19 protein-coding genes are annotated in these 20,268 nt (G+C 70.8%); 13 read left to right on the top strand and 6 right to left on the bottom strand.

Annotated elements, in window-relative coordinates; translation table 11 throughout:
* Window positions 1-100: 100 nt before the first annotated feature.
* From ACX114_RS36600 to ACX114_RS36575, 6 genes are all read left to right on the top strand, one after another.
* Window positions 101-1,186: an Immediate early protein ICP0 gene (locus ACX114_RS36600; protein WP_459292157.1), complete on the top strand. Its 1,086-nt coding sequence runs from the start codon at window positions 101-103 to the stop codon at window positions 1,184-1,186.
* A gap of 61 nt (window positions 1,187-1,247) precedes the next feature.
* Complete coding sequence (locus tag ACX114_RS36595) at window positions 1,248-1,862, top strand: RNA polymerase sigma factor (RefSeq protein WP_459292155.1); 615 nt, start codon at window positions 1,248-1,250, stop codon at window positions 1,860-1,862.
* An 85-nt stretch (window positions 1,863-1,947) separates the two neighbouring features.
* On the top strand, window positions 1,948-2,595 hold the full coding sequence (locus ACX114_RS36590; RefSeq protein WP_459292153.1) for an anti-sigma factor family protein: 648 nt from the start codon (window positions 1,948-1,950) through the stop codon (window positions 2,593-2,595).
* Window positions 2,592-3,044 (top strand): hypothetical protein, encoded by a 453-nt coding sequence (locus ACX114_RS36585; protein ID WP_459292151.1) that lies wholly within the window; start codon window positions 2,592-2,594, stop codon window positions 3,042-3,044. Before ACX114_RS36590 ends, ACX114_RS36585 begins: the two co-directional genes overlap by 4 nt.
* A 688-nt stretch (window positions 3,045-3,732) precedes the next feature.
* Window positions 3,733-3,969, top strand: coding sequence for a chaperonin (locus ACX114_RS36580; protein WP_120547079.1), 237 nt, complete (start codon window positions 3,733-3,735; stop codon window positions 3,967-3,969).
* Window positions 3,969-5,642, top strand: a complete 1,674-nt coding sequence (locus ACX114_RS36575; RefSeq protein ID WP_459292149.1) for a phospholipase D-like domain-containing protein — start codon at window positions 3,969-3,971, stop codon at window positions 5,640-5,642. Before ACX114_RS36580 ends, ACX114_RS36575 begins: the two co-directional genes overlap by 1 nt.
* Here ACX114_RS36575 and ACX114_RS36570 read toward each other — a convergent pair.
* From ACX114_RS36570 to ACX114_RS36560, 3 genes are all read right to left on the bottom strand, one after another.
* On the bottom strand, window positions 5,639-7,006 hold the full coding sequence (locus ACX114_RS36570; RefSeq protein ID WP_459292147.1) for a hypothetical protein: 1,368 nt from the start codon (window positions 7,004-7,006) through the stop codon (window positions 5,639-5,641). The genes ACX114_RS36575 and ACX114_RS36570 overlap by 4 nt on opposite strands.
* Before the next feature lie 104 nt (window positions 7,007-7,110).
* Entirely contained in the window at window positions 7,111-7,710 is a 600-nt protein-coding gene (locus ACX114_RS36565; RefSeq protein WP_459292145.1) for a hypothetical protein, read from the bottom strand.
* A gap of 151 nt (window positions 7,711-7,861) precedes the next feature.
* Complete coding sequence (locus tag ACX114_RS36560) at window positions 7,862-8,827, bottom strand: hypothetical protein (RefSeq protein ID WP_459292143.1); 966 nt, start codon at window positions 8,825-8,827, stop codon at window positions 7,862-7,864.
* Window positions 8,828-9,050: 223 nt separating this feature from the next.
* On the opposite strand from ACX114_RS36560, the gene ACX114_RS36555 reads away from it, so the two are divergent.
* The 7 genes from ACX114_RS36555 (at window position 9,051) to ACX114_RS36525 (ending at window position 16,327) form a co-directional block, all read left to right on the top strand.
* Window positions 9,051-9,431, top strand: a complete 381-nt coding sequence (locus tag ACX114_RS36555) for a BlaI/MecI/CopY family transcriptional regulator (RefSeq protein ID WP_014400122.1) — start codon at window positions 9,051-9,053, stop codon at window positions 9,429-9,431.
* 5 nt (window positions 9,432-9,436) lie between these two features.
* Window positions 9,437-11,713, top strand: coding sequence for a M56 family metallopeptidase (locus ACX114_RS36550; protein WP_459292141.1), 2,277 nt, complete (start codon window positions 9,437-9,439; stop codon window positions 11,711-11,713).
* Between the two features lie 86 nt (window positions 11,714-11,799).
* Complete coding sequence (locus tag ACX114_RS36545) at window positions 11,800-13,515, top strand: aldehyde dehydrogenase family protein (RefSeq protein ID WP_459292139.1); 1,716 nt, start codon at window positions 11,800-11,802, stop codon at window positions 13,513-13,515.
* Window positions 13,516-13,564: 49 nt separating this feature from the next.
* Window positions 13,565-14,740, top strand: a complete 1,176-nt coding sequence (locus ACX114_RS36540) for a tetratricopeptide repeat protein (RefSeq protein ID WP_459292137.1) — start codon at window positions 13,565-13,567, stop codon at window positions 14,738-14,740.
* A gap of 73 nt (window positions 14,741-14,813) precedes the next feature.
* Entirely contained in the window at window positions 14,814-15,365 is a 552-nt protein-coding gene (locus tag ACX114_RS36535) for a hypothetical protein (protein WP_120591357.1), read from the top strand.
* Window positions 15,366-15,504: 139 nt separating this feature from the next.
* Window positions 15,505-15,900 carry a hypothetical protein gene (locus tag ACX114_RS36530; protein ID WP_459292135.1) on the top strand — a complete coding sequence of 132 codons (396 nt, stop codon included), beginning with the start codon at window positions 15,505-15,507 and terminating at the stop codon, window positions 15,898-15,900.
* 7 nt (window positions 15,901-15,907) lie between these two features.
* Window positions 15,908-16,327 (top strand): hypothetical protein, encoded by a 420-nt coding sequence (locus ACX114_RS36525; protein ID WP_459292133.1) that lies wholly within the window; start codon window positions 15,908-15,910, stop codon window positions 16,325-16,327.
* A 12-nt stretch (window positions 16,328-16,339) separates the two neighbouring features.
* Here ACX114_RS36525 and ACX114_RS36520 read toward each other — a convergent pair whose 3' ends face one another.
* The 3 genes from ACX114_RS36520 to ACX114_RS36510 are packed head-to-tail and all read right to left on the bottom strand — an operon-like array spanning window position 16,340 to window position 20,141.
* On the bottom strand, window positions 16,340-17,401 hold the full coding sequence (locus tag ACX114_RS36520) for an SDR family oxidoreductase (RefSeq protein ID WP_459292131.1): 1,062 nt from the start codon (window positions 17,399-17,401) through the stop codon (window positions 16,340-16,342).
* Between the two features lie 17 nt (window positions 17,402-17,418).
* A complete protein-coding gene (locus tag ACX114_RS36515) occupies window positions 17,419-18,555 on the bottom strand; it encodes a cyclic nucleotide-binding domain-containing protein (RefSeq protein ID WP_459292129.1) in 1,137 nt (378 codons plus the stop codon).
* A complete protein-coding gene (locus tag ACX114_RS36510) occupies window positions 18,552-20,141 on the bottom strand; it encodes a cation:proton antiporter (protein ID WP_459292127.1) in 1,590 nt (529 codons plus the stop codon). The genes ACX114_RS36515 and ACX114_RS36510 overlap by 4 nt, the downstream gene beginning before the upstream one ends.
* Between the last annotated feature and the right edge of the window lie 127 nt (window positions 20,142-20,268).

Raw genomic sequence — 20,268 nt, 5'->3', positions numbered from 1 at the left:
CCGCCCAGGGGGTCCTCCCGGCTCTGGTGGGCCCCGCTCCGGCGGTGGGCCCTCGGCGCCCGCGAGCCCGTCACCGGCGTCTCCGTTCCGCGATGACGGGATGGAGACCTCCACCCCCACCACCTCCCCCGGGGACCGCACCCGCATCGGCGCTCCGCCCGTGGGGCTTCCGCCGGAGGCCGACGGCGGCGCGCCGTTGGAGCACGGCGGCGAGCCCGGCGAGCCAGGCCTCCCCGGCGGCGACGGGACGGAGGCCGGCGCCTCTCCGGACGGGGCGCTGGAAGGGGGCGACGTGGGGCCCCGCTCGGTCCGCGTCGGCGTTCCCAACCGGGGCCCTCGCACCGACGGGACGACGCGCGCCCCCCGCGCGGACGCCGGCACCGGCTTCGAGTCCCCCGGCGCGGCCACCCAGGGCCCCCGGCGCAAGGGTGGCGACGGCTTCCGGACGCCCGGCTCCATCCCCACCACCGCCAGCCCCTACCTGGGCGCGGGCGAGGCGCGCGGGCCGGTGCTGGACGTGGAGTCGCTCATCCCCTCCGACCTGGATGACCTGGAGAGCCACCTCGCGGTGGGCAAGCGCTTCGCGTCGGACGGGGCGCTGCTGTCCGCGCAGGTGCGGCCCTCGTCGCTGCCCTCGTCTGACCGGGTGGCCCGCCTGTGGGCCTTCTTCGCCGCCTACGCGGAGGCCGCCGCCCGGCACCCGCCCGCGGAAGAGGGCAGGGCCGCCTTCGAGCAGGCCCTCAAGGACCAGGGCTTCGCCCAGCTCCAGGACGCCCACACCGGGCAGAACGGCGTGGCGGCCGGGATGTGGGTGATGGACGCGCCCACGCCGGAGGAGGCCCGCGAGCGCGCGGACGCCGTCCGGCTGGAGCCCCCGCCCGACGTGCGCCACTCCGAGCAGGCCGCCCCGCTCACCCCCGGCCTCTACCAGCCGCTGCCCGGCCCCTTCGTGCGCCGGGACGCCCAGGGCCAGCCGCTCCGCAACGACGATCCCCGCGACCGCCACGGCTCGGACCGCCGGCTGGGTGCCCGCATGTTCTGGAACGTGCTCCACACCTTCCGGGCAGGGGAGGACACGGAGGACTCCGCCGTCACCCAGGCCCAGTACGACCGCATGATTTTCGGCGCGGTGCTGGCCATGGTGGGCCTGGCCCTGGTGGCCATCGCGCTCGTCAGCTCCCTCTAGGAGCGACGGGGCGCGTCGAAATCATTGGGGTTGGCGCGGCCTGTGCTACGGTGCCGCGCACTTGGCCACCGACGACCTCACACTCGTCAAGCGCGTCCGCAGCGGGGACCAGCGCGCCTTCAAGCTCCTCGTCGAGCGTTACCAGCGCAAGGTGTATGCCGTCGCGCTCGGAATGCTGAAGGACAAGGAGGAGGCGATGGACGTCTCCCAGGAGGCGTTCGTCAAGGTCTACAAGTACCTGGACCACTTCAAGGGCGACGCGTCCTTCTACACGTGGCTCTACCGCATCACGTCCAACATCTGCATCGACGTGCTGCGCAAGCGCCGCGGCGGCGGCGAGCCCGTGGAGTTCGACGAGACGCAGGACGTGGACCTCTCCGAGGTCCGCATCGGCGCGCTCGGCAGCCGCCTGGGGACCAATCCCCAGAAGAGCGCCCTGCGCAAGGAGCTGGCGGAGAAGATTCAAGAGGCCCTGGCCACGGTGCCGGAGAAGCACCGCGCCATCCTCCTGCTGCGCGAGATTGAAGGAATGTCCTACGAGGACCTGGCCCGCACGCTGGACATCCCCAAGGGCACGGTGATGAGCCGGCTCTTCCACGCGCGCGCCAAGGTGCAGAAAATCCTGGGGGATTATCTGGAGCTGGACGAAGCCAAGAGCGGGGTGGGCAACGAATGAGGATGCCAGAAAGGCCTCCTCGAATATCCGAGGGTCCCGTCGCGTCCCCACCGACGAATTCCCACCAGCCCGCAGGGTGAAGAGTATGGCCGGAAATCCCGCGTGTGAGCGTTTCGTACCGCTCCTGTCTCCCTACATCGACGGTGAACTCGCTCCTGGAGAGCGCGTCAACGTGGAGCGGCACCTGGCCGCCTGCCGGGATTGCACGGGCCGCGCGGCGGACCTGCGCGCGGAGTCCGGGTTGCTCCGGGTCGGCCTGGACATGGCGGTGGACGACGTCGACTTCAAGGACTTCGCCCAGAAGGTCATGGCCCGGGTGACGCCGGAGAAGCCGCCCCTCATCGAGCGGATGCGGCTGGCCCTGTCGGAGATGTTCCTCTACCAGCGCACGGCGATGATTTCGTCGCTGGCCACCGCCGCGGTGGTGATGCTGGTGGCGCTGCCGCTGGTGCTGCGCGACAACGCGCCGGAGGGCTACGCCGCCGAGCGCATGACGGTGAAGTCCATCCAGTCCTACCAGGGCGCCCGCGTGGCCCCGGTGGTGATGGAGACCGAAGGCGGCGGCTCCATCATCTGGATGGTGGACGAGCAGGAGCAGGCCCCGGAGCCCGTGAAGGAGAAGAAGCCGGGCGCGGTGGAGTCCCAGGATTCGAGCGTGACGCCGGATGACCAGGAAGGACAGCCGGCCCCGGCTCCGTCCGTCCCGCCCCGGCCCACCGGAGGAGCGCTATGACGAAGCCGACGTGGGCGATGCTGGCACTGCTGTTCGCCGTGGGCCTGGTGATGGGGCCGGCGGTCGCCTCCGCCCAGGAGCAGAAGGTGAAGGTGCAGGTGGAGGTGGTGCTGGCCTCCAACAAGGGCACCGTGGTGGACCCGCCGGAGCTCTCCAAGATGAAGGAGGCGTTCCAGAAGCAGAACTTCAGCTTCACCTCCTTCAAGCGCATGTCGCTGGACACCGTGGAGGTGGGCGCCCAGAAGCCCACGGAAGTGAAGCTCCCCAACGGGACGAACGCGTCGCTCCAGTTGCTGGGCATGAAGGACGGCAGCGCCACGCTGCGCGTCATCATCCCGAACCAGTCCTCCGTGGAGGTGGAGCTGGGCCGCCAGGGCGCCGTGTACCAGAAGGCCGGCAAGCACGTGGGTGGCGAGCTCATCCTCGTCCTGGTGCCGCCGTCGAAGTAGCCGTGTAAGTCGTGCCGGATGCGCGCCGCCCCTCAAGGCAGGCGCCGTCCGCGGAATCCCCACCCTGACGCCTGGATGGCCCCCTTCTCCCCGGGCGGCCCCGCGTCAGGGTTTCTTGTTCCTGAATCTTCCCAGGTCCTCGCACATCCACCCCTGCGTGGACGGTGTGCTGTCCCAGCGTCGGACAGCTCCGTCCCACGCCTGACGTGCGCCGGGGTGCGCATGCGACCGGGGGGCAGGAAAGAGGGCGGAACTACCTGCCGCGAGGCTGAAAGAAAGACAGTCCTGCCCGGCGTGACAGGGGGCCCACGGACTTTCTTCCCTCGAAAAACGCCGGTTTGAGCGACGGCACGGCAGTTGCTCTTGGGTCTGAGGGCAGGACGGGCGGGACGGTGGGCGGGCAGGGCGGCGGGGCGGGACGGGGCAGCACGGGGCGGTACGGGGCAGGGCGGGTCGGGGCAGCAAGGCAGGACGGGGCGGTACGGGGCAGGGCGGGTCGGGGCAGCAAGGCAGCACGGGGCGGTACGGGGCAGGGCGGGTCGGGGCGGTACGGGCGGGCAGGGCGGCGGGGCAGCAAGGCAGGACGGGGCGGTACGGGCGGGACGGGGCAGGGGCAGCACGGCAGGACGGGCGGTACGGGGCGGTACGGCACATCACGCAGACACTTCATCCTCGGAGAACGAAGACCATGGCGACCAAGACCCAGAAGCAGACCATCCAGCGCAAGGCCCGTCAGGTGAAGGCGAAGACGGTCAAGGCCGTGTCCAACGCCGGCAAGCAGGCCAGGCGCGTGCAGGTGACGCTCGGTGACCTGATCGCCGCGGCCTTCGACACCGTGGGCGGCGAGGCTCGCAAGGTGGCCAAGGTTGTTTCCTCCACCGACATGACGCTGGCGACCGGCAAGCACATTGTCTTCGTGGGGTGATGATCCGCCGGCCGGGCGCGGACGACATCGGGAATCCACTCCAGGGCCAGGTGACCGACGTGAAACGCATTCTCAGCCCCGGACGCAACTGCTGGACGCGTTCGGAAACGCATGACGCGGGCGTGCTGGTGGACGCCCGGGACTACTACCGGGAGCTGTATCGGGCCATCCGGAAGGCCCGCCGCTCCATCGTCATCACCGGTTGGCAGTTCGACAGCGACGTGACGTTGCTGCGCGGTGAGGACCTGGAGGAGGCGAACGGCGGCGAAGTCCGGCTGCTGCCGCTGTTGGACCAGATGTGCCGGGAGAACCCGGAGCTGCACGTCTACATCCTCGCGTGGGACTTCAGCATGCTGCTCGCCATGGAGCGCGAGTGGATGCAGAACCTGCTCTTCAACTGGACGACGAACGAACGGCTGCGCTTCCGCTTCGATTCCTCCAGTCCGCTGTACGGCGCCCATCACCAGAAGCTCGTCGTCGTGGACGGCGTGATGGCGTTCACCGGTGGCATGGACGTGTGTGACTGCCGCTGGGACGACCGGGACCACCCCGCGCGCTCGAAGCTGCGCTGCGACTCCGGCCGCGACCCGCACGGGCCCTACCACGACGTGCAGACGGTGCTGACAGGCCCCGCGGTGAAGCCGCTCGCGGAGCTGTTCGAGGCGCGCTGGGCGCACTCGGGCGGAGGCGAGCTCCACCTGGAGCCCGTGAACCGCGACGACCTGACTTTCGAAGCGACGATGCCCGCGCCTCCGGGCCCGGTGGCCATCAGCCGCACCTTCGGCAAGACGCTCCTGCCGCCGCAGGACGAGGTGCAGGAGATCCGCGCGCTGTACGTGGACGCCATCGACGCGGCCGAGCGCTTCATCTACATCGAGAACCAGTACTTCTCCTCGCGCGCCATCTACGACGCGCTCGTCAAACGCATGCGCGCGGCCGGACGGCCCCGGCTCCAGGTGATGCTGGTGCTGCCCCGTCAGCCGGAGGCACTGCGCGAGCAGATCGCCATGGGTGTCGCCCAGGTGCGCCTGCTGCGCGCGCTGCGCGAGGTGGCCTCGGAGACGGGCCACGGCTTCGCGGTGTACGGCTCGGCGGCGAAGGACGAGGACGGCTCGGACGTCTTCACGTACATCCACTCGAAGGTGCTCATCGTGGATGACACCTTCATGACCATTGGCTCCGCGAACACGACCAACCGCAGCCTGGGCCTGGATTCGGAGCTCAACCTGAGCTGGGAGGCGGAACAGCCCGGCGACGACGTGTCGCGCGCCATCCGCCGCGTGCGCGTGTCGCTGATGGCGGAGCACGTGGGCCTCTCTGGCGTGGCCGCGCTGCGCCCGCTGGTGGACGCGACGCACATGGTGGAGACGCTGGACGGGCTGGCCCACGCGGGACAGCACCGGCTGCGTCCGCACCCGCTGGAGACGGTGTTCGACCAGAACCCCCTCTTCAAGCCGCTGGAGCCGGAGGAGTTCCTCATCGACCCGGAGGAGTCGGTGCTGGACGAGTCCCTCTTCGAGGCCCTGCACAAGGGCGACGACGGCCTCTTCGCCTCCGGCGTGCGCCTCTTGTCGCGCTGGCTGGTGGGCAAGTCGTGCGAGACGGCCCGGCGGCACAGCGCCATCCTGCCCTGCGAGCCCGTCCAGGAAGAGGGCGGGACGCTGGGGAGCTAGCGGCGGGCGAAGTCCACGCCCACGCCAGCACCCGCGCTCACGCCGCGCACCAGGGTGCCGTCCGGCTGCGGGAAGGTCACCGTGGCGCCGGCGCCCCAGATGTACATGGCGGGCAGCACGCGCTGGCGGAACTCCGCCGCCACCGAGTAGCGGGGCTTGTCGCCCAGGCCCACCACGATCACGCGCGCGATGCCTCGCGACTCGCCGCCCGGGGTGCTGAAGCTCAGGGACAGGTCGCCGTCCGCGCGGCCGAAGGCGGAGTACTCCACGGCGCCGCTGGCCACCACCTCCGGGGAGTCCGGTCCGTCGCCTCGCGCCACGGACACCTCCAGGTAGCCGGAGAAGTCCTTGGGCACGCGCTGGTCGGACTGGGGCTCCTCGGAGAGGCCCACGGCGGAGAAGCGCGACAGCTCGTAGCCCGCGCCGAAGTAGCCGAAGCGGAAGCCGCCGCCCTGCCGGCGCCCCTGCGCGGTGACGCTGATCTGCGTGCCCTTGAAGTTGCCCTCGAACGCGACGCCCAGGAGGGCGCCCACGTCCTGCGCGCCCTCGTTGAGCCGCGCGCCGCCGGCGAGCAGGGCCCACGTGCGCAGCCGCTCGCCCTTGTACATGGCGAACTCGCCGCCCACCGACGCCACCGTGGCCTCCGGCGTCACCCCGCCGGCCTCGCCGAAGTCGTGCGCCGCCGAGGCGCGCACCAGGTAGCGGTCGAAGTTCCCCTCGCTGTCGCTGGCGATGCGGCCGATGTCCAGGAGCAGCTCGCCGGAGAACACGCGCGCGGCGAGCACGTCGCTGGCCAGAAGCTGCACGCGCGCGGGCCCCGCGGTGAACGACAGCGTGCCGCCCGCCGGGTGGTAGTTCGGGTTGAGCTGGTTGTCGTAGCGGTTCACCAGGTAGCCGCGCCCCAGCGACTCCTCCAGGAACGGCTGCACGCGCAGCCCGAAGCGGCCGGACTCGTCGCCAATGCGCAACAGGCGCACCACCTGGCCGTAGTCACTGCGCTCGTCCCAGTCCTCGCGCCGCAGCCACGCGCCGTAGTCGTCGTCCTTCTGCTTCGGCTCGCTGTCCAACAGCCGGAAGCGCAGCGGCGCGCCCAGCATGAAGGCGAAGTCCTCGCCGCCATCCACGCCCAGCGACGGGTACGCGTAGCCGAACAGGTCCTGCTTCCCGCCCCGCGTCCCGGACGGGAAGCTCAGCGGCCCGACTTCCAGGAGCGCCCGGAACCCGATTCCGTCCGAGCCGCCCGAGCTCTCCGATGATTCCGACGCGGAGTATGACTCCTGCTGCGGATCATTCGGGACCTCCTCGATGGTGGAGGACTGGGAGTGAAGCAGGGCGATGAGGGCCACGAAGGGAGCACCAGTCATTGGTGCTCACTCTAGTTGGCGGGGCGCGGGCTGGACAGACGAATACCCGAGTCAGCCCGCGAGCGGGCTTTCCCGGGTATCCGCCCTCGCGTGGGGCGCGATGACTAGTTGGTGGGATCCGGCGTGGCGTCCGTCTCCACCTTGGAGGTGTCCGTGCTCGGGGCGTCCACATCGCTGTTGAGCGCGCCGGACTCGGCGTCGTCGCTCACGTCGCTCACGTCGCTCTTGCCCTCGGTGCTGGTGGAACCGGAGCCGCCGGTGCCACCCAGGTTGCCCTCGGTGCCCAGGTTGCCCTTCTCATTGGGGTCGCGGTTCTGGTTCACCGCGCCGGAGGGGGACTGGGTGTCGCCCAGCTCGGTGGGCGTGTTCTGCTGGACGTCCCACTTCTCTCCGTCGCCGGTCTTCACGGCCTCGTCGGGCGCGCCGGAGCCGCCGGTGGCCTCGCCCTCGTAGACGGTGGGCGCGTTCATGCGGTCGCGCTTCTCCAGGTCGCTGACGTTGCCGGTCTCGCCGGGCAGCTCCTGGTTGGAGGAGTCCGAGGACGAGGAGTCGATGCTCCCGCTCGTGTCCTGGGTTTCACCCGCGCTGCCCGAGCCTCCGATGGCACCGGCTTCCGGTGACGAGGCCTCGCGCGTGTTGGCGTTGTGGCTGGCGCAACCGTACAGCGACAGGGCGGCGATCGCCGCGAACAGAGGGAGCTTCATGGGAAATCTCCGTGTGTGTCGGGTGGGTTCAAGTCGGCTGCCAGAAATCTGGTTGCCCTTCCGACAGAGACAAGGACACACACGGTCCTCTGCTACCCGACCCTTACCTGAGCGGCCGGGCGAGCGGGCGCTCAGGTGAAGGTCGGCTGACTCAGGCCTTCCGGCGCTTCTTGGACGAGGACGGGCCGGGGTCGGTGTCCGCTGCGTCCGCCTTGCGCTTGTCGCCGGTCTGCGCCGTCTCCTTGCTGCTGGACATGGCCTCGCCCTTGTCGTTCTTCGTGAAGAGGCGGTCCTCGGTGAGCAGCCGGTCCGGGCCGAAGGTCTGGTGCGCGTGGAAGAGGCGCTCGGCGCGCTCCGTGGGCTTGCCGTTCGCGTCCAGCGGCGTGTCGAAGCCGGTGCTGATCTTCGTGTTCTGCGTCCGGTTGCCCAAGCGCAGGTTGCCCGGCGAGTCGAAGGTGTCCTTCAGCACGTCCTTGTAGGCGCCGAAGCGCGTGGCCTGGTCGGGGCCCTGCATCGCGGTGAGGGTGTTCTGGAGCGCGTTGTTGCGCTTGCCTTGCACCTGCCCAGGCGTCAGCTCGCCATGGCGCTCCTCGAGCGTGGCGCGCGAGTAGCCCTGCATGCGGCCCACGCCCGCGGCCTGCTGCGCCAGGCCCTGCTGGATCTGCTTCTGCGCCGCGGCCTTCTGCTGGGGCGTGGTGGCCGTGCTCAGCTTCTGGGCGCCTTCGTTCGCGTTCTTCACGCCCTCCTTGAACTGGAGCGTCTCGTGGTTGAGGACGTTCTGGCCGGTGCCGGAGGCGATGACGTGGTTGATGCTGGAGGCGGGCGCCTTGCCCTTCGCGCTCCCCGCGACCTGCGCCTCCTGCTCCGTCAACGGCCGCCCGGAGGCCTTCGCCGCGTTCGTGTACGTGGAGTGGGAGTCGCTGTACTGGGTCAGGCGGCTCAGCGAGTTCTGCGGAGTCTTCTGCGTGCCGTGCTCGCCGTAGTGCTGGGTGAGCTTCTGCTTCTGGGCGTCGTTCAGGTCCGCGGTGGGGCCGTACTTCACCTGCTCGCCCACCTTCGTGGTGTTGTTGCCAATCTTGAACTGGGTCTGTCCCAGCTTGGGGCCAATGCCTTTCATCTTCGGCTGCCTTTCGTCGACGTGTCCGGCCGGAGGGTGCGGCGGGCACGTCATGGGGGGCGGCCAGACTATGGGGACAGGGCGCGCCTGTCGTTGAGGGAGATCCCTGATGCCTGCCAGGGCCTTCTCTCGGATTCCAAGCCGGTGACACCCGCTTGACTACGCCTGTAGTCAGGCGTACCTTCCTTTCTGACTACAGCTGTCGTCATGAAGGGCAGGGCGCATGAAGAAGCCGGTGGGAGAGCAGGAGCTGGCGGTGCTGCGGTACGTGGCCGAGCACGGTCCGGCGACGGTGGGCGAGGTGGCCGAGCGCTTCGGTGAGGCGCAGGGCCTGGCGCGCTCCACCATCCTGACGGTGATGGAGCGGCTGCGGCTGAAGGGGCACCTGACCCGGTCGAAGGTGGACGGGGTGTTCCAGTACGCCTCGCCGGTGGCGACGCAAGAGCTGCTGCGCGACGTCGTAGGGAACTTCGTGCAGCGCACGCTCTCCGGGTCGCTGTCTCCGTTCGTGACCTACCTGTCGGAGACGGAGGACGTGTCCGACGAAGAGTTGAAGCAGCTCCAGGACGTCGTGGCGCGCCTGCGCCAGAAGCGGAAGGAGTGAGCCCCATGACGCCTCTCATGACCTCGCCGTGGTGGTCGTCGTGGTCGGAGTCGGTGTGGCGCGCCTCGTGGCAGGGGGCGCTGTGCGCGCTGGCCGTCTGGTTGCTGGCCCGGGCCGTGCCGCGCCTGCCCGCGGCCCTGCGCGCCGGCCTCTGGTGGCTGGTGGCGCTCAAGTTCGTGCTCACGCTGGGCTGGCCCAAGCCCATGCCCCTGGCGCTGCTGCCCGTGGAGTCCACCGCCGCGCAATCCCAGACGGTCCGCCTGGACAGCGCTCAACCCCAGACGGGAGCGCGGACGGTCATGGTGCTCACGGCGCCTGACGCGGCCGTGCACGTGCGGCTGTCGCCACAAGGGCAGACACCGGCTCGCGTGGAGAGCCCCTCGGCCGGGGCGCGGGCCGCCTCGTACTTCAAGGGCGCGGTGGCGTCGCTCCGCGCGCATCCGTGGACGGTGGGCGGGGTGTGGGCGCTGCTCGTCCTCTGGGGCGTAGGCGTGGCGTGGAAGGTGCGGGGCCACGTGCTGGCGTGGCGCCAGGTGCGGGGCATGCGGGAGCGCGCGCGGCCCCTGCGTCACCCGATGCTGGAGGAGGAGGCGGAGTTCCTCGCGAATGAAGCGGGCCTGCGCCATCCGCCCACGCTGCTCGTGTCGGACGAGGTGGTGAGCCCGCTGGCCGCGGGGCTGCTGTCGCCGGTCATCGTGCTGCCCGCGAAGGCGCTGCGCGACCTACCGGAGGACTCACTGCGCATGGCGCTCGCACATGAAATCGCGCACCTGCGGCGCGGGGACCTGTGGCTGGGCTGGGTGCCGGCGCTGGCGGAGACGGTCCTCTTCTTCCACCCGCTCGCGCGCCAGGCGGCCCGTGAGTACGCGCTCGCCCGGGAGGAGGCGTGCGACGCGGAGGCGCTGCGCCTCACCGGCGCGGAGCCCGCGGACTACGGCGAGCTGCTCATCGCCTTTGGCATCACCCGGCCCCCGGGCAGCGCAGCGGCGCTCGGGGCGTCGGCCCACCTTCACGCGCTGCACAGGAGGCTCCGCATGCTGGAACATGTCGATGTCGTCCCCACGCAACCCCGCCGGTGGCTGAAGGGTGCGCTGTTCGCCCTCGGCGCCGTGGTCCTGATGCCCTTCCAGGTCGTCGCCAAGGCGCCCGCGGAGAGCACCGCTCCCGCCGCGAAGGACGCGGCTCCCGCCCCCGTGAAGGTGGGCACCGTCCGGACCCTGCCGGAGGACGCCGCGCCGGCCTCCAACGCGAAGCCGGCCCCCGCGTCGAAGCCCACCGTGGTGGAGCACACCGTGAAGGCGCCCGGCACGCCCGATGACGCGCCACCGCTGCCGCCGCTGCCCGCGCTGCCTCCGCCCACGCCGGGGAAGCCGACCATGCGGGTGGTCACCACGCACGTCCCGCCGGCCGCGCCCGCGCCCATCCCGGACAACGACCGGCTGGCGCCGGTGCCTCCGGTGCCGCCCATGCCGCCGGTCGGTGGCAGGCCCACCGCGCCGGTGCCGCCCGCGCCGCCGGTCCGGGGCGCGCTGCCCCCGGTGGCGCCCATGGCCCCCATGCTCGCGGCCGCGCCGCGTCCTCCCGCGCCGCCCGCGCCTCCCGCGGACATGGACATGGAGGATGGCGACAGCTTCGCGTACCTCTCCGACGGCCGCACGATGATGGCCGGCTCCACTGACGACCTGTACCTGGCGCGCACCTTCAAGCAGCAGGGCAAGGACGTGCTCTTCGTGCGCCGCGACAACAAGCCCATGCTGATCCGCGACGCGAAGACGCTGGAGCAGGTGCGCAAGCTGTTGGAGGACGACCGCAAGCTGGGCGACGCGCAGGGCGCGCTCGGTGAGAAGCAGGCGGAGCTGGGCAAGCAGCAGGCGGAGCTGGGCCAGAAGCAGGCGGACCTGGCCTACCCCATGTCGCAGATCGCCGCGAAGCACGCCGCCATCGCCTCCAAGCGCGCGGAGATCGCCATGGAGCGCGCCCGCCTCCACATGCTCGCGGACAGCCCGGAGCGCGACCGCAAGGAAGCGGAGCTCGACAAGCGCGACGAGTCCTTCGACAAGGAGCTGGAGGGCCTGGACAAGCAGCAGGAGGAGCTCAGCGAGAAGATGGAGGCGCTCGGCGAGGAGCAGGCGAAGCTGGGGGAGAAGCAGGCGGAGCTCGGTGAGCAGCAGGGCAAGCTGGGCGAGCAGCAGGCCGCCCGCAGCCGCGAGAACATGAAGAAGGTGATGGCCGTCATCGACGAAGCCATCCGCAAGGGCCTGGCCGAGCCCCTGCCCTCCTGAGGACGGAGGGCGCGGCCCCTCGATGACGGCGCACGCGGGGGTTCCCTCTACCGGGACCCGGTGTGAAGCCTGTCTCGGAGGTCGCCATGTCCGCCGCCGTCCCGCAGTACACGTCACGCACCACCATCGACATCCTGGTGCGCCGGGTCCGTGAGGGCTCGAGCGCGTGGGCGAAGCTCTCCCTGACGGAGCGCATCCGGCTCCTGGAGGACCTGCGCCACGCGTACGTCTCCATCGCGGAGCCGAGCGTGCGCGCGGCCTGCGAGGCGAAGGGAATCGACCCCGGCGGGCCACTCGCGGGTGAGGAGTGGCTCGGCGGGCCCATGGTGGTGGTGCGCAACCTGCGGCTGCTCTCCGACTCGCTGAAGGACATCCAGAAGCACGGCGCGCCCGTCATTCCCGCGAAGCACCTGCGCACGCTGGAGGACGGGCGGCTCGCCGCGCGGCTGTTCCCCCGGGACAGGCTGGAGGGGATGCTGCTGCCCGGCACCACGGGCGAGGTCTACTTCCAGCCCGGCGTCACCGCGGCCAACCTGCGCGAGCACCAGGCGTCCTTCTACCGCAAGCCTCACAAGGGCCGGGTCTGCGCGGTGCTGGGCGGCGGCAACGTCAACTCCATCCCGCCGCTGGACTGCCTCTACAAGCTCTTCGTCGAGGGCACCGCCTGCGTGCTCAAGATGAACCCCGTCAACGCGTACCTGGGCCCGTTCCTGGAGCAGGCCTTCGCCCCGCTCATCGCGCGCGACGCGCTGGCCATCATGTACGGCGGCGCGGAGGAGGGCGCGCAGCTGGTCCACCACGACGCGGTGGACGAGGTGCACATCACCGGCAGCGACAAGACCCACGACGCGCTCGTGTGGGGCCCGCCGGGGCCTGAGTCCGACGAGCGCCGGAGGAAGAACGAGCCGCTGCTCGCGAAGCACGTCTCCAGCGAGCTGGGCAACATCTCCCCCGTGGTGGTGGTGCCGGGGCCGTACTCGGATGGCGAGCTGCGCTTCCAGGCGGATGACATCGCCGGCATGGTCGCCAACAACGCGTCCTTCAACTGCAACGCGGCCAAGCTGCTGGTGCAGCCGAAGGATTGGAACCGGCGCGGCGCGCTGGTGGACCGCATCCAGGCGAGCCTGGGCCAGGCGCCCGTGCGCCGTGCGTACTACCCGGGCGCGCAGGAGCGCTGGCACCAGTTCACGGACGCGCGCCCCAACCTGCGGCTGGTGGGCAACCCCGGCGAGGGCGACCTGGCCTACGCGCTGATTCCGGACGTGGATCCCTCGAAGACGGACGACCGCGTGTTCCACCACGAGCCCTGGTGCACGGTGCTGTCGGAGACGGGCCTGCCGGGCTCCGACGAACCGGTGGCCTTCCTGGAGGCCGCGGTGGCGTTCCTCAACGAGAAGGTGTGGGGCACCCTCAACGCGATGCTCATCGTCCACCCGAAGACGATGCGGGACCCGAGGGTGCGCGTGGCGGTGGAGAAGGCGGTGCGGGACCTGCGCTACGGCACCGTGGCCCTCAACACCTGGCCCGCGGCGGGCTACGCGCTGGGCAGCATGCCCTGGGGCGGCCATCCGTCCGCGTCGCCCCGGGACATCCAGAGCGGGCAGGGCTGGGTGCACAACACGTTCATGCTGGAGTCCATCGAGAAGTCGGTCCTGCGCGCCCCGCTCACGTCCCTGTTCCCGCCTCCGTGGGTGCCCGGTCACAAGGCGATGGCGACGCTGTCCCGCCGGTTGACGGAATTCGAGCAGTCCCCGTCCTGGTGGAAGCTGCCGGGTGTCGCTTGGGCCGCGCTGCGCCGGTAGGGGCAGGCGGGGAGGCGGGGAATCTGGAGGCTCGTGGTAGGTAGGGGCCATGGCATCCAGGTACGCGCAAGAGGGTGGGCAGTCGCTCCAGCAGGGTCAGCCGGCGGAGGCGGTGAAGAGCTTCCAGAAGGGCCTCTCCATCGACCCGAAGGACGTGGACTGTCTGATGGGCCTGGTGCGCACCCACCTGAGCACCGGCGCCGCGAAGGAGGCCGAAGGGGCCGTGACGCGGCTGTTGCAGGTGCAGCCGGACAACACGGAGGCGCAGGCGCACCTGGCCATGCTCAAGGCGCAGGCCGGAGACCCCGTGGCGCTGGTGACGCTCAAGGCGCTGGCCGCCGCGCCCACCGCCGGCTACTTCGAGCGCTTCAACCTGGGCACGCTCCTGGCCGAGCGCGGCGACCTGGAGGGCGCGAAGGCCGCCTTCGAGGCCGCGCAGGTGGTGGCGCCCCACAGCGTCTATCCGCACTTCGAATTGGGCCGCATCGCCGTGCAGCGCGGGGACACGGCGGCGGCGGTGACGCACTTCCAGCAGGCCTCCGTGCTGGCGCCCCAGGAGTCCCTGCCGCACCTGATGCTGTCGCGCGCGCACGCGGCGAACGGCGCCATCGGGGCGGCCATCGCGGCGGCCACGCGGGCGCTGGAGCACGCGCAGGGCCGCACGCGCGTGGCGGTGCTGCAGGACCTCTTCCGCCTCTACCTCCAGGCCAGTAGCAAGGACGCGGCCCGCCGCACCATCCTGGAGCTGCGCGAGCTGGATCCGTCGCAGGTCCGCTACGTCCACCTGCACGGCCTGGCGAGCATGCTGGCGGGGGAGCTGGCGGAGGCGAAGGCCCTCTTCTCCGAAGCCCTCCAGCGCGCTCCGAACCAGTGGGACATCCGCCATTCGCTGGCGCAGGCGCACGAGGCGCTGGGCGAGCGCGCGGAGGCCCGCAAGCTCCTGGAGGAGACCGTGGCGGTGGTGCCCCACGAGCCCGGCCCCACCAACGACCTGGTGCGCCTGCTGATGGGAGACCAGGACCACGCGCGGGCCCGCGTGCTGCTGGAGCGGGTGCTGGAGGCGAACCCCCAGGACGCGCTCACGCACCTGAACCTGGCGCGCGCCACCCAGCCGTTCGACCGGGCGGAAGCCACCAAGCACGCCAGGCAGGCCCAGTCGCTGGGCGCCGCGGACGCCAGCGTGAAGGACCAGGCGGCCCAGCTCCTCACGGAGCTGAGCGGCTGACGCACCCCGTCTTCCCCTGTCCCGGACCCGTGCCTACCTTCACGCGCGGTCCGAGAGCGGGCAGGGGGGACGTATGCGCAAGGCGGAGCAGGCATTGATTGAGCAGCTGGAGGCGCGCTTCCGCGAGGTGACGCGGCTGCTCTACACGACCTCCATCCCCGCGTCGGTGCTGGACGCGGAGCTGATGCCGATGATCGCGGAGGACGTCACCTTCACCGACCCCTGGCAGAAGGGGGGCGGCAGGGAGACGTACCGCAAGGGCGCGGCGGGCTTCCACTGCATGTTCCGCTTCGACTTCGACATCTACCAGCTCAACGTCCAACTGGAGCCGGATGGGAAGAGCGGGCGGGCCATCGTGGACGGGGTGATGAACCTCAAGCAGTTCGCGTGGCTCTACACGTACCCGCTGCGCACGCTGCTCGTGTACGACTTCACGCTCCAGCGCGGCGAGGACGGCGGTGAGGTGCTGCCGCTCATCCACGCGCACGAGGAGATGTGGAGCTTCGGCGACATGATCGCCAACGTGCCCGGCGTGGGCGCGCTCTACGACCGCTTCCGCAACGCCTTCAGCGTGGGCTTCCTGGCGGCGTCCGCGCTGTGCGGGCGCCTCAAGCAGTCCACCTGAGACAAGGCAGGGCGCGGGCGTCATGCCCTGACATGTCTGTCGGTATTCGCGGGGTGTTGCTCGCGGTGCGGCCGTCTGTCGGCCAGTGGGCACGGGTGTTGCTCTGGGGCGCGGGGTCCCCTGTCCCCGGAGGTCCCGCGTGCGCCGCTGGCTGTTGCTGCTACTTCCCTTCCTTGCTGGATGTGAGCCCGGGCTGGAGGCGGCCGGCGTGTTGGATGCCACGGCGACGCGGCTGGAGGACGACCGCGTCTCCGTCGAGGTCACGCTGGCCTGCGGCCTCGTCTACGGCATGGGGCGGTCGGTCGGTTGTGACGCGGATGGCGAGCGCGTCTGCGTCTCCGCGGCGTGGTACGCGGCCGACGACACGGCCTTCGCCCATCCGCTGCACCGGGCGGAGTCGTGCCAGAAGGTCCCCGACATCATCGGCACCCGGGTGACGGTCACCACATCAGAGGCCGTGGACCGTGACCCCGGGCTGCGCATCCTGGTCAGCGCGGATCCCCGCGTGTCGAACGTCGTCATCTCCAACCCCTGAGGCCCCCATGCATCCGACCTTCATCATCGTGGCCCTCGCGGGCCTGCTGACGGCCTGCGGGCCTCGTTGGGACGCGGTGGGCGTTCGCGCCGCCTCCGCCACCCGTGACGCGGACGACCACGTCACCGTGACCGCCGTCCTGACCTGCGTGCCCGCGAACGGCTCGGAGCCCGACGGCTGTGACGAGGACGGAGAGTCCCTGTGCATCGGGCTCGTCGGGTACCCGACCCCGGAGGTCCTGCCGGAGGAGCGCTCCTCCCTGGGCGTCTGGCGCGTCTCCGAGTGTCTGCAACCCAAGCACTGGGAGGGGACGACCGTGGTGTTGCGCTCACCGGAGCCCGTGCCGCGCGACGTGCCCTGGACCCTGGAGCTGGGACGGACCCTCATCGGTGGAGAGGGCCCGCGCGTCTTCCTCACGAGCCCCTGACGCACAGGTGCTTCAGGCGGGGATGAGCCTCTCCGCCTGGAGCTGCTTCATCAGCGCGACCATGGCCTCCGCGCTGTCCAGGTGCATCTCCTGGAAGCCGAAGCGGCGGGCCTTGTTCACGTCGAAGAAGGCGTCGTTCTCCACGCCGAAGATGAAGTCGCCAAAGGCCCAGTTGGCCAGCTTCTTCAGCCCGTGCGGATGCAGGCCATGGCGCTGCGTGAGCGCCTCCCAGACGGGCGACTTGTCCCTCATCGCCTCCGTCAGGGAGAACGGCTGCGGATCCGCGCAGGGGATGCCGAACGCGTCCGCGATGCGCGGGAACACCTGGCTCCAGCGGAAGACGTCGCCGTTGGTGATGTTGAAGATCTCGCCCGCGCATGCCTCGTTGAGGGCGGACCACTCCATGGCCTTGGCCAGCACGGTGGCGTCCGTCACGTTGGCCAGGATGGAGTACGCGCGGGGCGTGGAGGGGAAGCGCAGCGGGACGCGCAACGCCTTGCACAGCGACGCATACACGCCGATGAGGTTGCCCAGGTTCATGGGGTTGCCCACGGCCAGGCCCATCATCATGTCGGGCCGCAGGGCGGTCCAGGTCCAGCGCCGGCCCTGGGACGCGTCGCGCAGGAAGTCCTCCTGGTCGTAATAGAAGTTGGGCGGGAAGTGGCGCGGGTCGGTCTCCTTCGCGGGCGTCTTGTAGAGGCCGAACTGCGCGCCATACGCCTTGCCGCCCTGGATGAAGGACACGTGGCGGAAGCCCGGCGCGTGCCTCTCCAGCGCCTCCACGACGTTGCGCAGGAGCGACACGTTGATGCGCGTGAGGTCCGCCGCGTCCGGGTGCTCCTGGTAGGCGGCGAAGAAGACGTGGGTGACGTCGCGCAGCCACTCCGCCGCGCTGGCGAGCGAGTCCGGCGACAAGAGGTCCAGCGACTTCACCTCCGCGCGCGTGGCGAAGTCCGGCGCGCGGCGCGACACGGCCTTCACCTTCCAGTCCGGCCGCGTGTCCAGGTACGTGAGGAGGTTGCGGCCGATGATGCCGGTGGCGCCCAGCACCAGCGCCGTGTGCTTCGTCGTCATGAGGGTCTCTGTCTTTCTCAGCGCCCGAACAGCCCGCGCCGCTTCGCCGGCTGCGCCTGTCCGCCCAGGCGTGACAGCCGCTGGCCCAGGATGCGGCTCATCTCCAGGGCGACGGCGGGGTTGGCCATCATCACGCCGCGGAAGTCCTCGCGGCCCACGGCGGCCAATTCGCACGGCGTGGCGGTGACGGCGGTGGCGTTGCGGGGCTCGCCCGTGAGCAGGGCCAGCTCTCCGAAGAAGCCACCCTGCTTCACCGTGGCCATGGTCTGCCGGGAGGCGTCCTTCATGGCCACCTCGCCGGAGATGACCACGTAGAAGGTCTCGCCCGCGTCGCCCTGGCGGAACAGCTCCGTGCCCGCGGGCGTCTGGAGCAGCTCCGCGCCGCGTGCCACCGTCTCCAGCTCGCCGTCACTCAGGGGCGCCAGGAAGTCCAGCTTGCGCAACGTTGTCGCCAGCGACGACGCCAGGTCCGCGCCCAGCGGCGGCTCCGACGTGAGGAACTCCACCGCCTGCGCCACCTGCGTGCGCCGCGCCACGAGGATGACGTTGTGCCCGGCCTTCAGCACCGTGTTGCCCTCCGGCAGCGCGGTGTGGCCCTGCGGATCCACCAGCGCGATGAAGATGCACTCGCGAGGGAAGCCCTCCATGCCGCGCACCTGCGCCACCGTCTGGCCCGCCACACGGGCGCGCACGGGAATGGCCAGCTCGAACAGGAGCGCGTCACCGCTGCTGAGCGGCAGCGACCCGGACACCTGCGGGAAGTCGATGGCGGTGGTCATCTTCGCCACCACCACGTCCGCCTCCGCCACCAGCTCCTTCACGCCCGCCAGCCGGTACGCGTCTCGGTAGTTCGTGTCCAGCATCCGCACCATCAGGCGCGCGCTGGACGTGGAGCGCACCAGCATGGCGAACGCCAGGTTCGCCGGGTCGTGCGCCAGCACCGCCGCCGCCACGTCCGCCGTCCCGATGCCCGCCGCCTCCAGCACGCGCGGGTTGGTGGCGTCCCCGCACACCGTCACCACGCCCACCTCTTCGAAGAGGCGCGCGCAGATGCCCGCGTCGCGTTCGATGACCGTCACCGTGTGCTGCTCCGACACGAGCCGCGCCGCCAGCGCGCCGCCCACCCGTCCTCCCCCCGCGATGACGATCTTCATGACGCCTTGTGCTCCTTGCCTTCCGAGTTCGCGTGCCCGCCGTGCAGCACCTTCTCCAGGTCCAACATCCGCGCGTCCAGGTGCGCCAGCATCTCCTCCGCCGTCCCCTCAGGAATCAGCCCGTTGCGCCGCGCGCCCTGCAACGCCGTGCGCTCCGCGTCGATGAGCCGCCTGCGCGTGCTCAAGAGGTCCTTCGCCCCTTCGGCCAGGTGCTGCTCGCTGATGCGCCGCAGCTCCCGCTCCGCCCGGGCGATGTTCACCTGGTACTCGCTGCGCAGGTGCTCATAGGCCGCGCGCGGCAGCAGGCCCTGCGAATGCAACGCATCCAGCTCCACGTGCGCCGCGCGGCTGGCGATGAGCTTCCCGCGCTGCTCGGCCATCTCCAGCGCCACCGCGTCCTGCTGGAACAGCCCCAGCGCCTTGAGCGCGCCCGTGAGCATCAACCCCTGACCCACCATGGACACCAGCGTGACGCCGAACGCGATGGAGACAATCTGCTCGCGCGCGGGCGTGGTCTCCGGAAGACCCAGCGCCAGACCGATGGACAGCGCGCCCTTGATGTTGCCCACCAGGAACACGTGCTGCCAGCGCAGCGGGATGGACTCCGCGGGCTTGAACAGACGCAGGAGCAGGAAGGGCAGGTAGATGGCCACCGCGCGTCCCAGCACCACCGCCACCACCGCGATGCCCACGCCCGGCAGGTGCCCCTGGAGCGCCTCCGGCCGCGTGTCCAGGCCCACGGAGAGGAAGAGGAACGTGTTGACGCCGAAGGTGGCGTACTCCCAGAAGGAGTGGATGGCCACCTGGCTCTGCGGCGGCACCTCCCGCCGCAGCGTCACGCCCACCGCCAGCCCCGCCACCACCGCGGAGATGGCGCCCGACAGGTGCACCTCTTCCGCCATCACGTAGGACGCCAGCGCCACCGCCGTCGTCACCATGATCTCCGCGAGCGGATCCTCCGCGCGCCGGATGATGAAGCCGCCCAAAAGGCCCAGCGCCAGGCCCACCACCGCGCCACCCACCGACGCGAGCAGCACGTGGCCGCTCAAGGACCCCAGCGAAGGCGCCGCGCCGCCCGCCACCACCGACGCGATGGCCGTGTACGCCACCAGCGCGGTGCCGTCATTGAATAGGCTCTCGCCCTGGATGATGCCGGACAGCCGCCCGGGCACCGGTGCGCGGCGGAAGGCGTAGAGGATGGACACCGTGTCCGTCACCGCGAGGATGGAGCCCAGCAGCAGCGCGGGTCCCCACGCCAGGTGCAGCATCCAGTGCAGCGCGGCGCCGGTGGCGCCAATGGCGAGCACCATCCCCAGCGTGGACAGGAGGCCAATGGGGACCGCGTTCGCGCGGATGCCAGTGAGGTCCGCCATGATGCCGCCCTCGAAGAGCAGCAGCGGCAGGCATATGAGGAAGACCACCTGCGGATTGAGCGGGGGAACCCCCGGCAGCAGGTGTGCAACCGAGATGAGCAAGCCACCAAGCACCAGCGCGACGTTGTACGGCACGCTGGCCCGCTTGGCGGCGATGGCAAGCGCGATGGCCGCCACCATCAGGCCGATGAGGATAGGTACTTCCAGCAGCACGGCGACTCCACTGGGACCGGGAAGGGGACGCGAAGCTTTCCAGATTCGCGTGGACCGTGCACGGGCACCGTCCGCTTTTCGTCTCCTGCCCGCCTGCCTTCCTCCCTCTGGAAGTGTGCCCTGGCGG

Source organism: Corallococcus sp. M7, from assembly GCF_054512695.1.
Note: the sequence above shows the minus strand (reverse complement) of the source record. Positions and strands in the feature narration are given on the sequence as shown.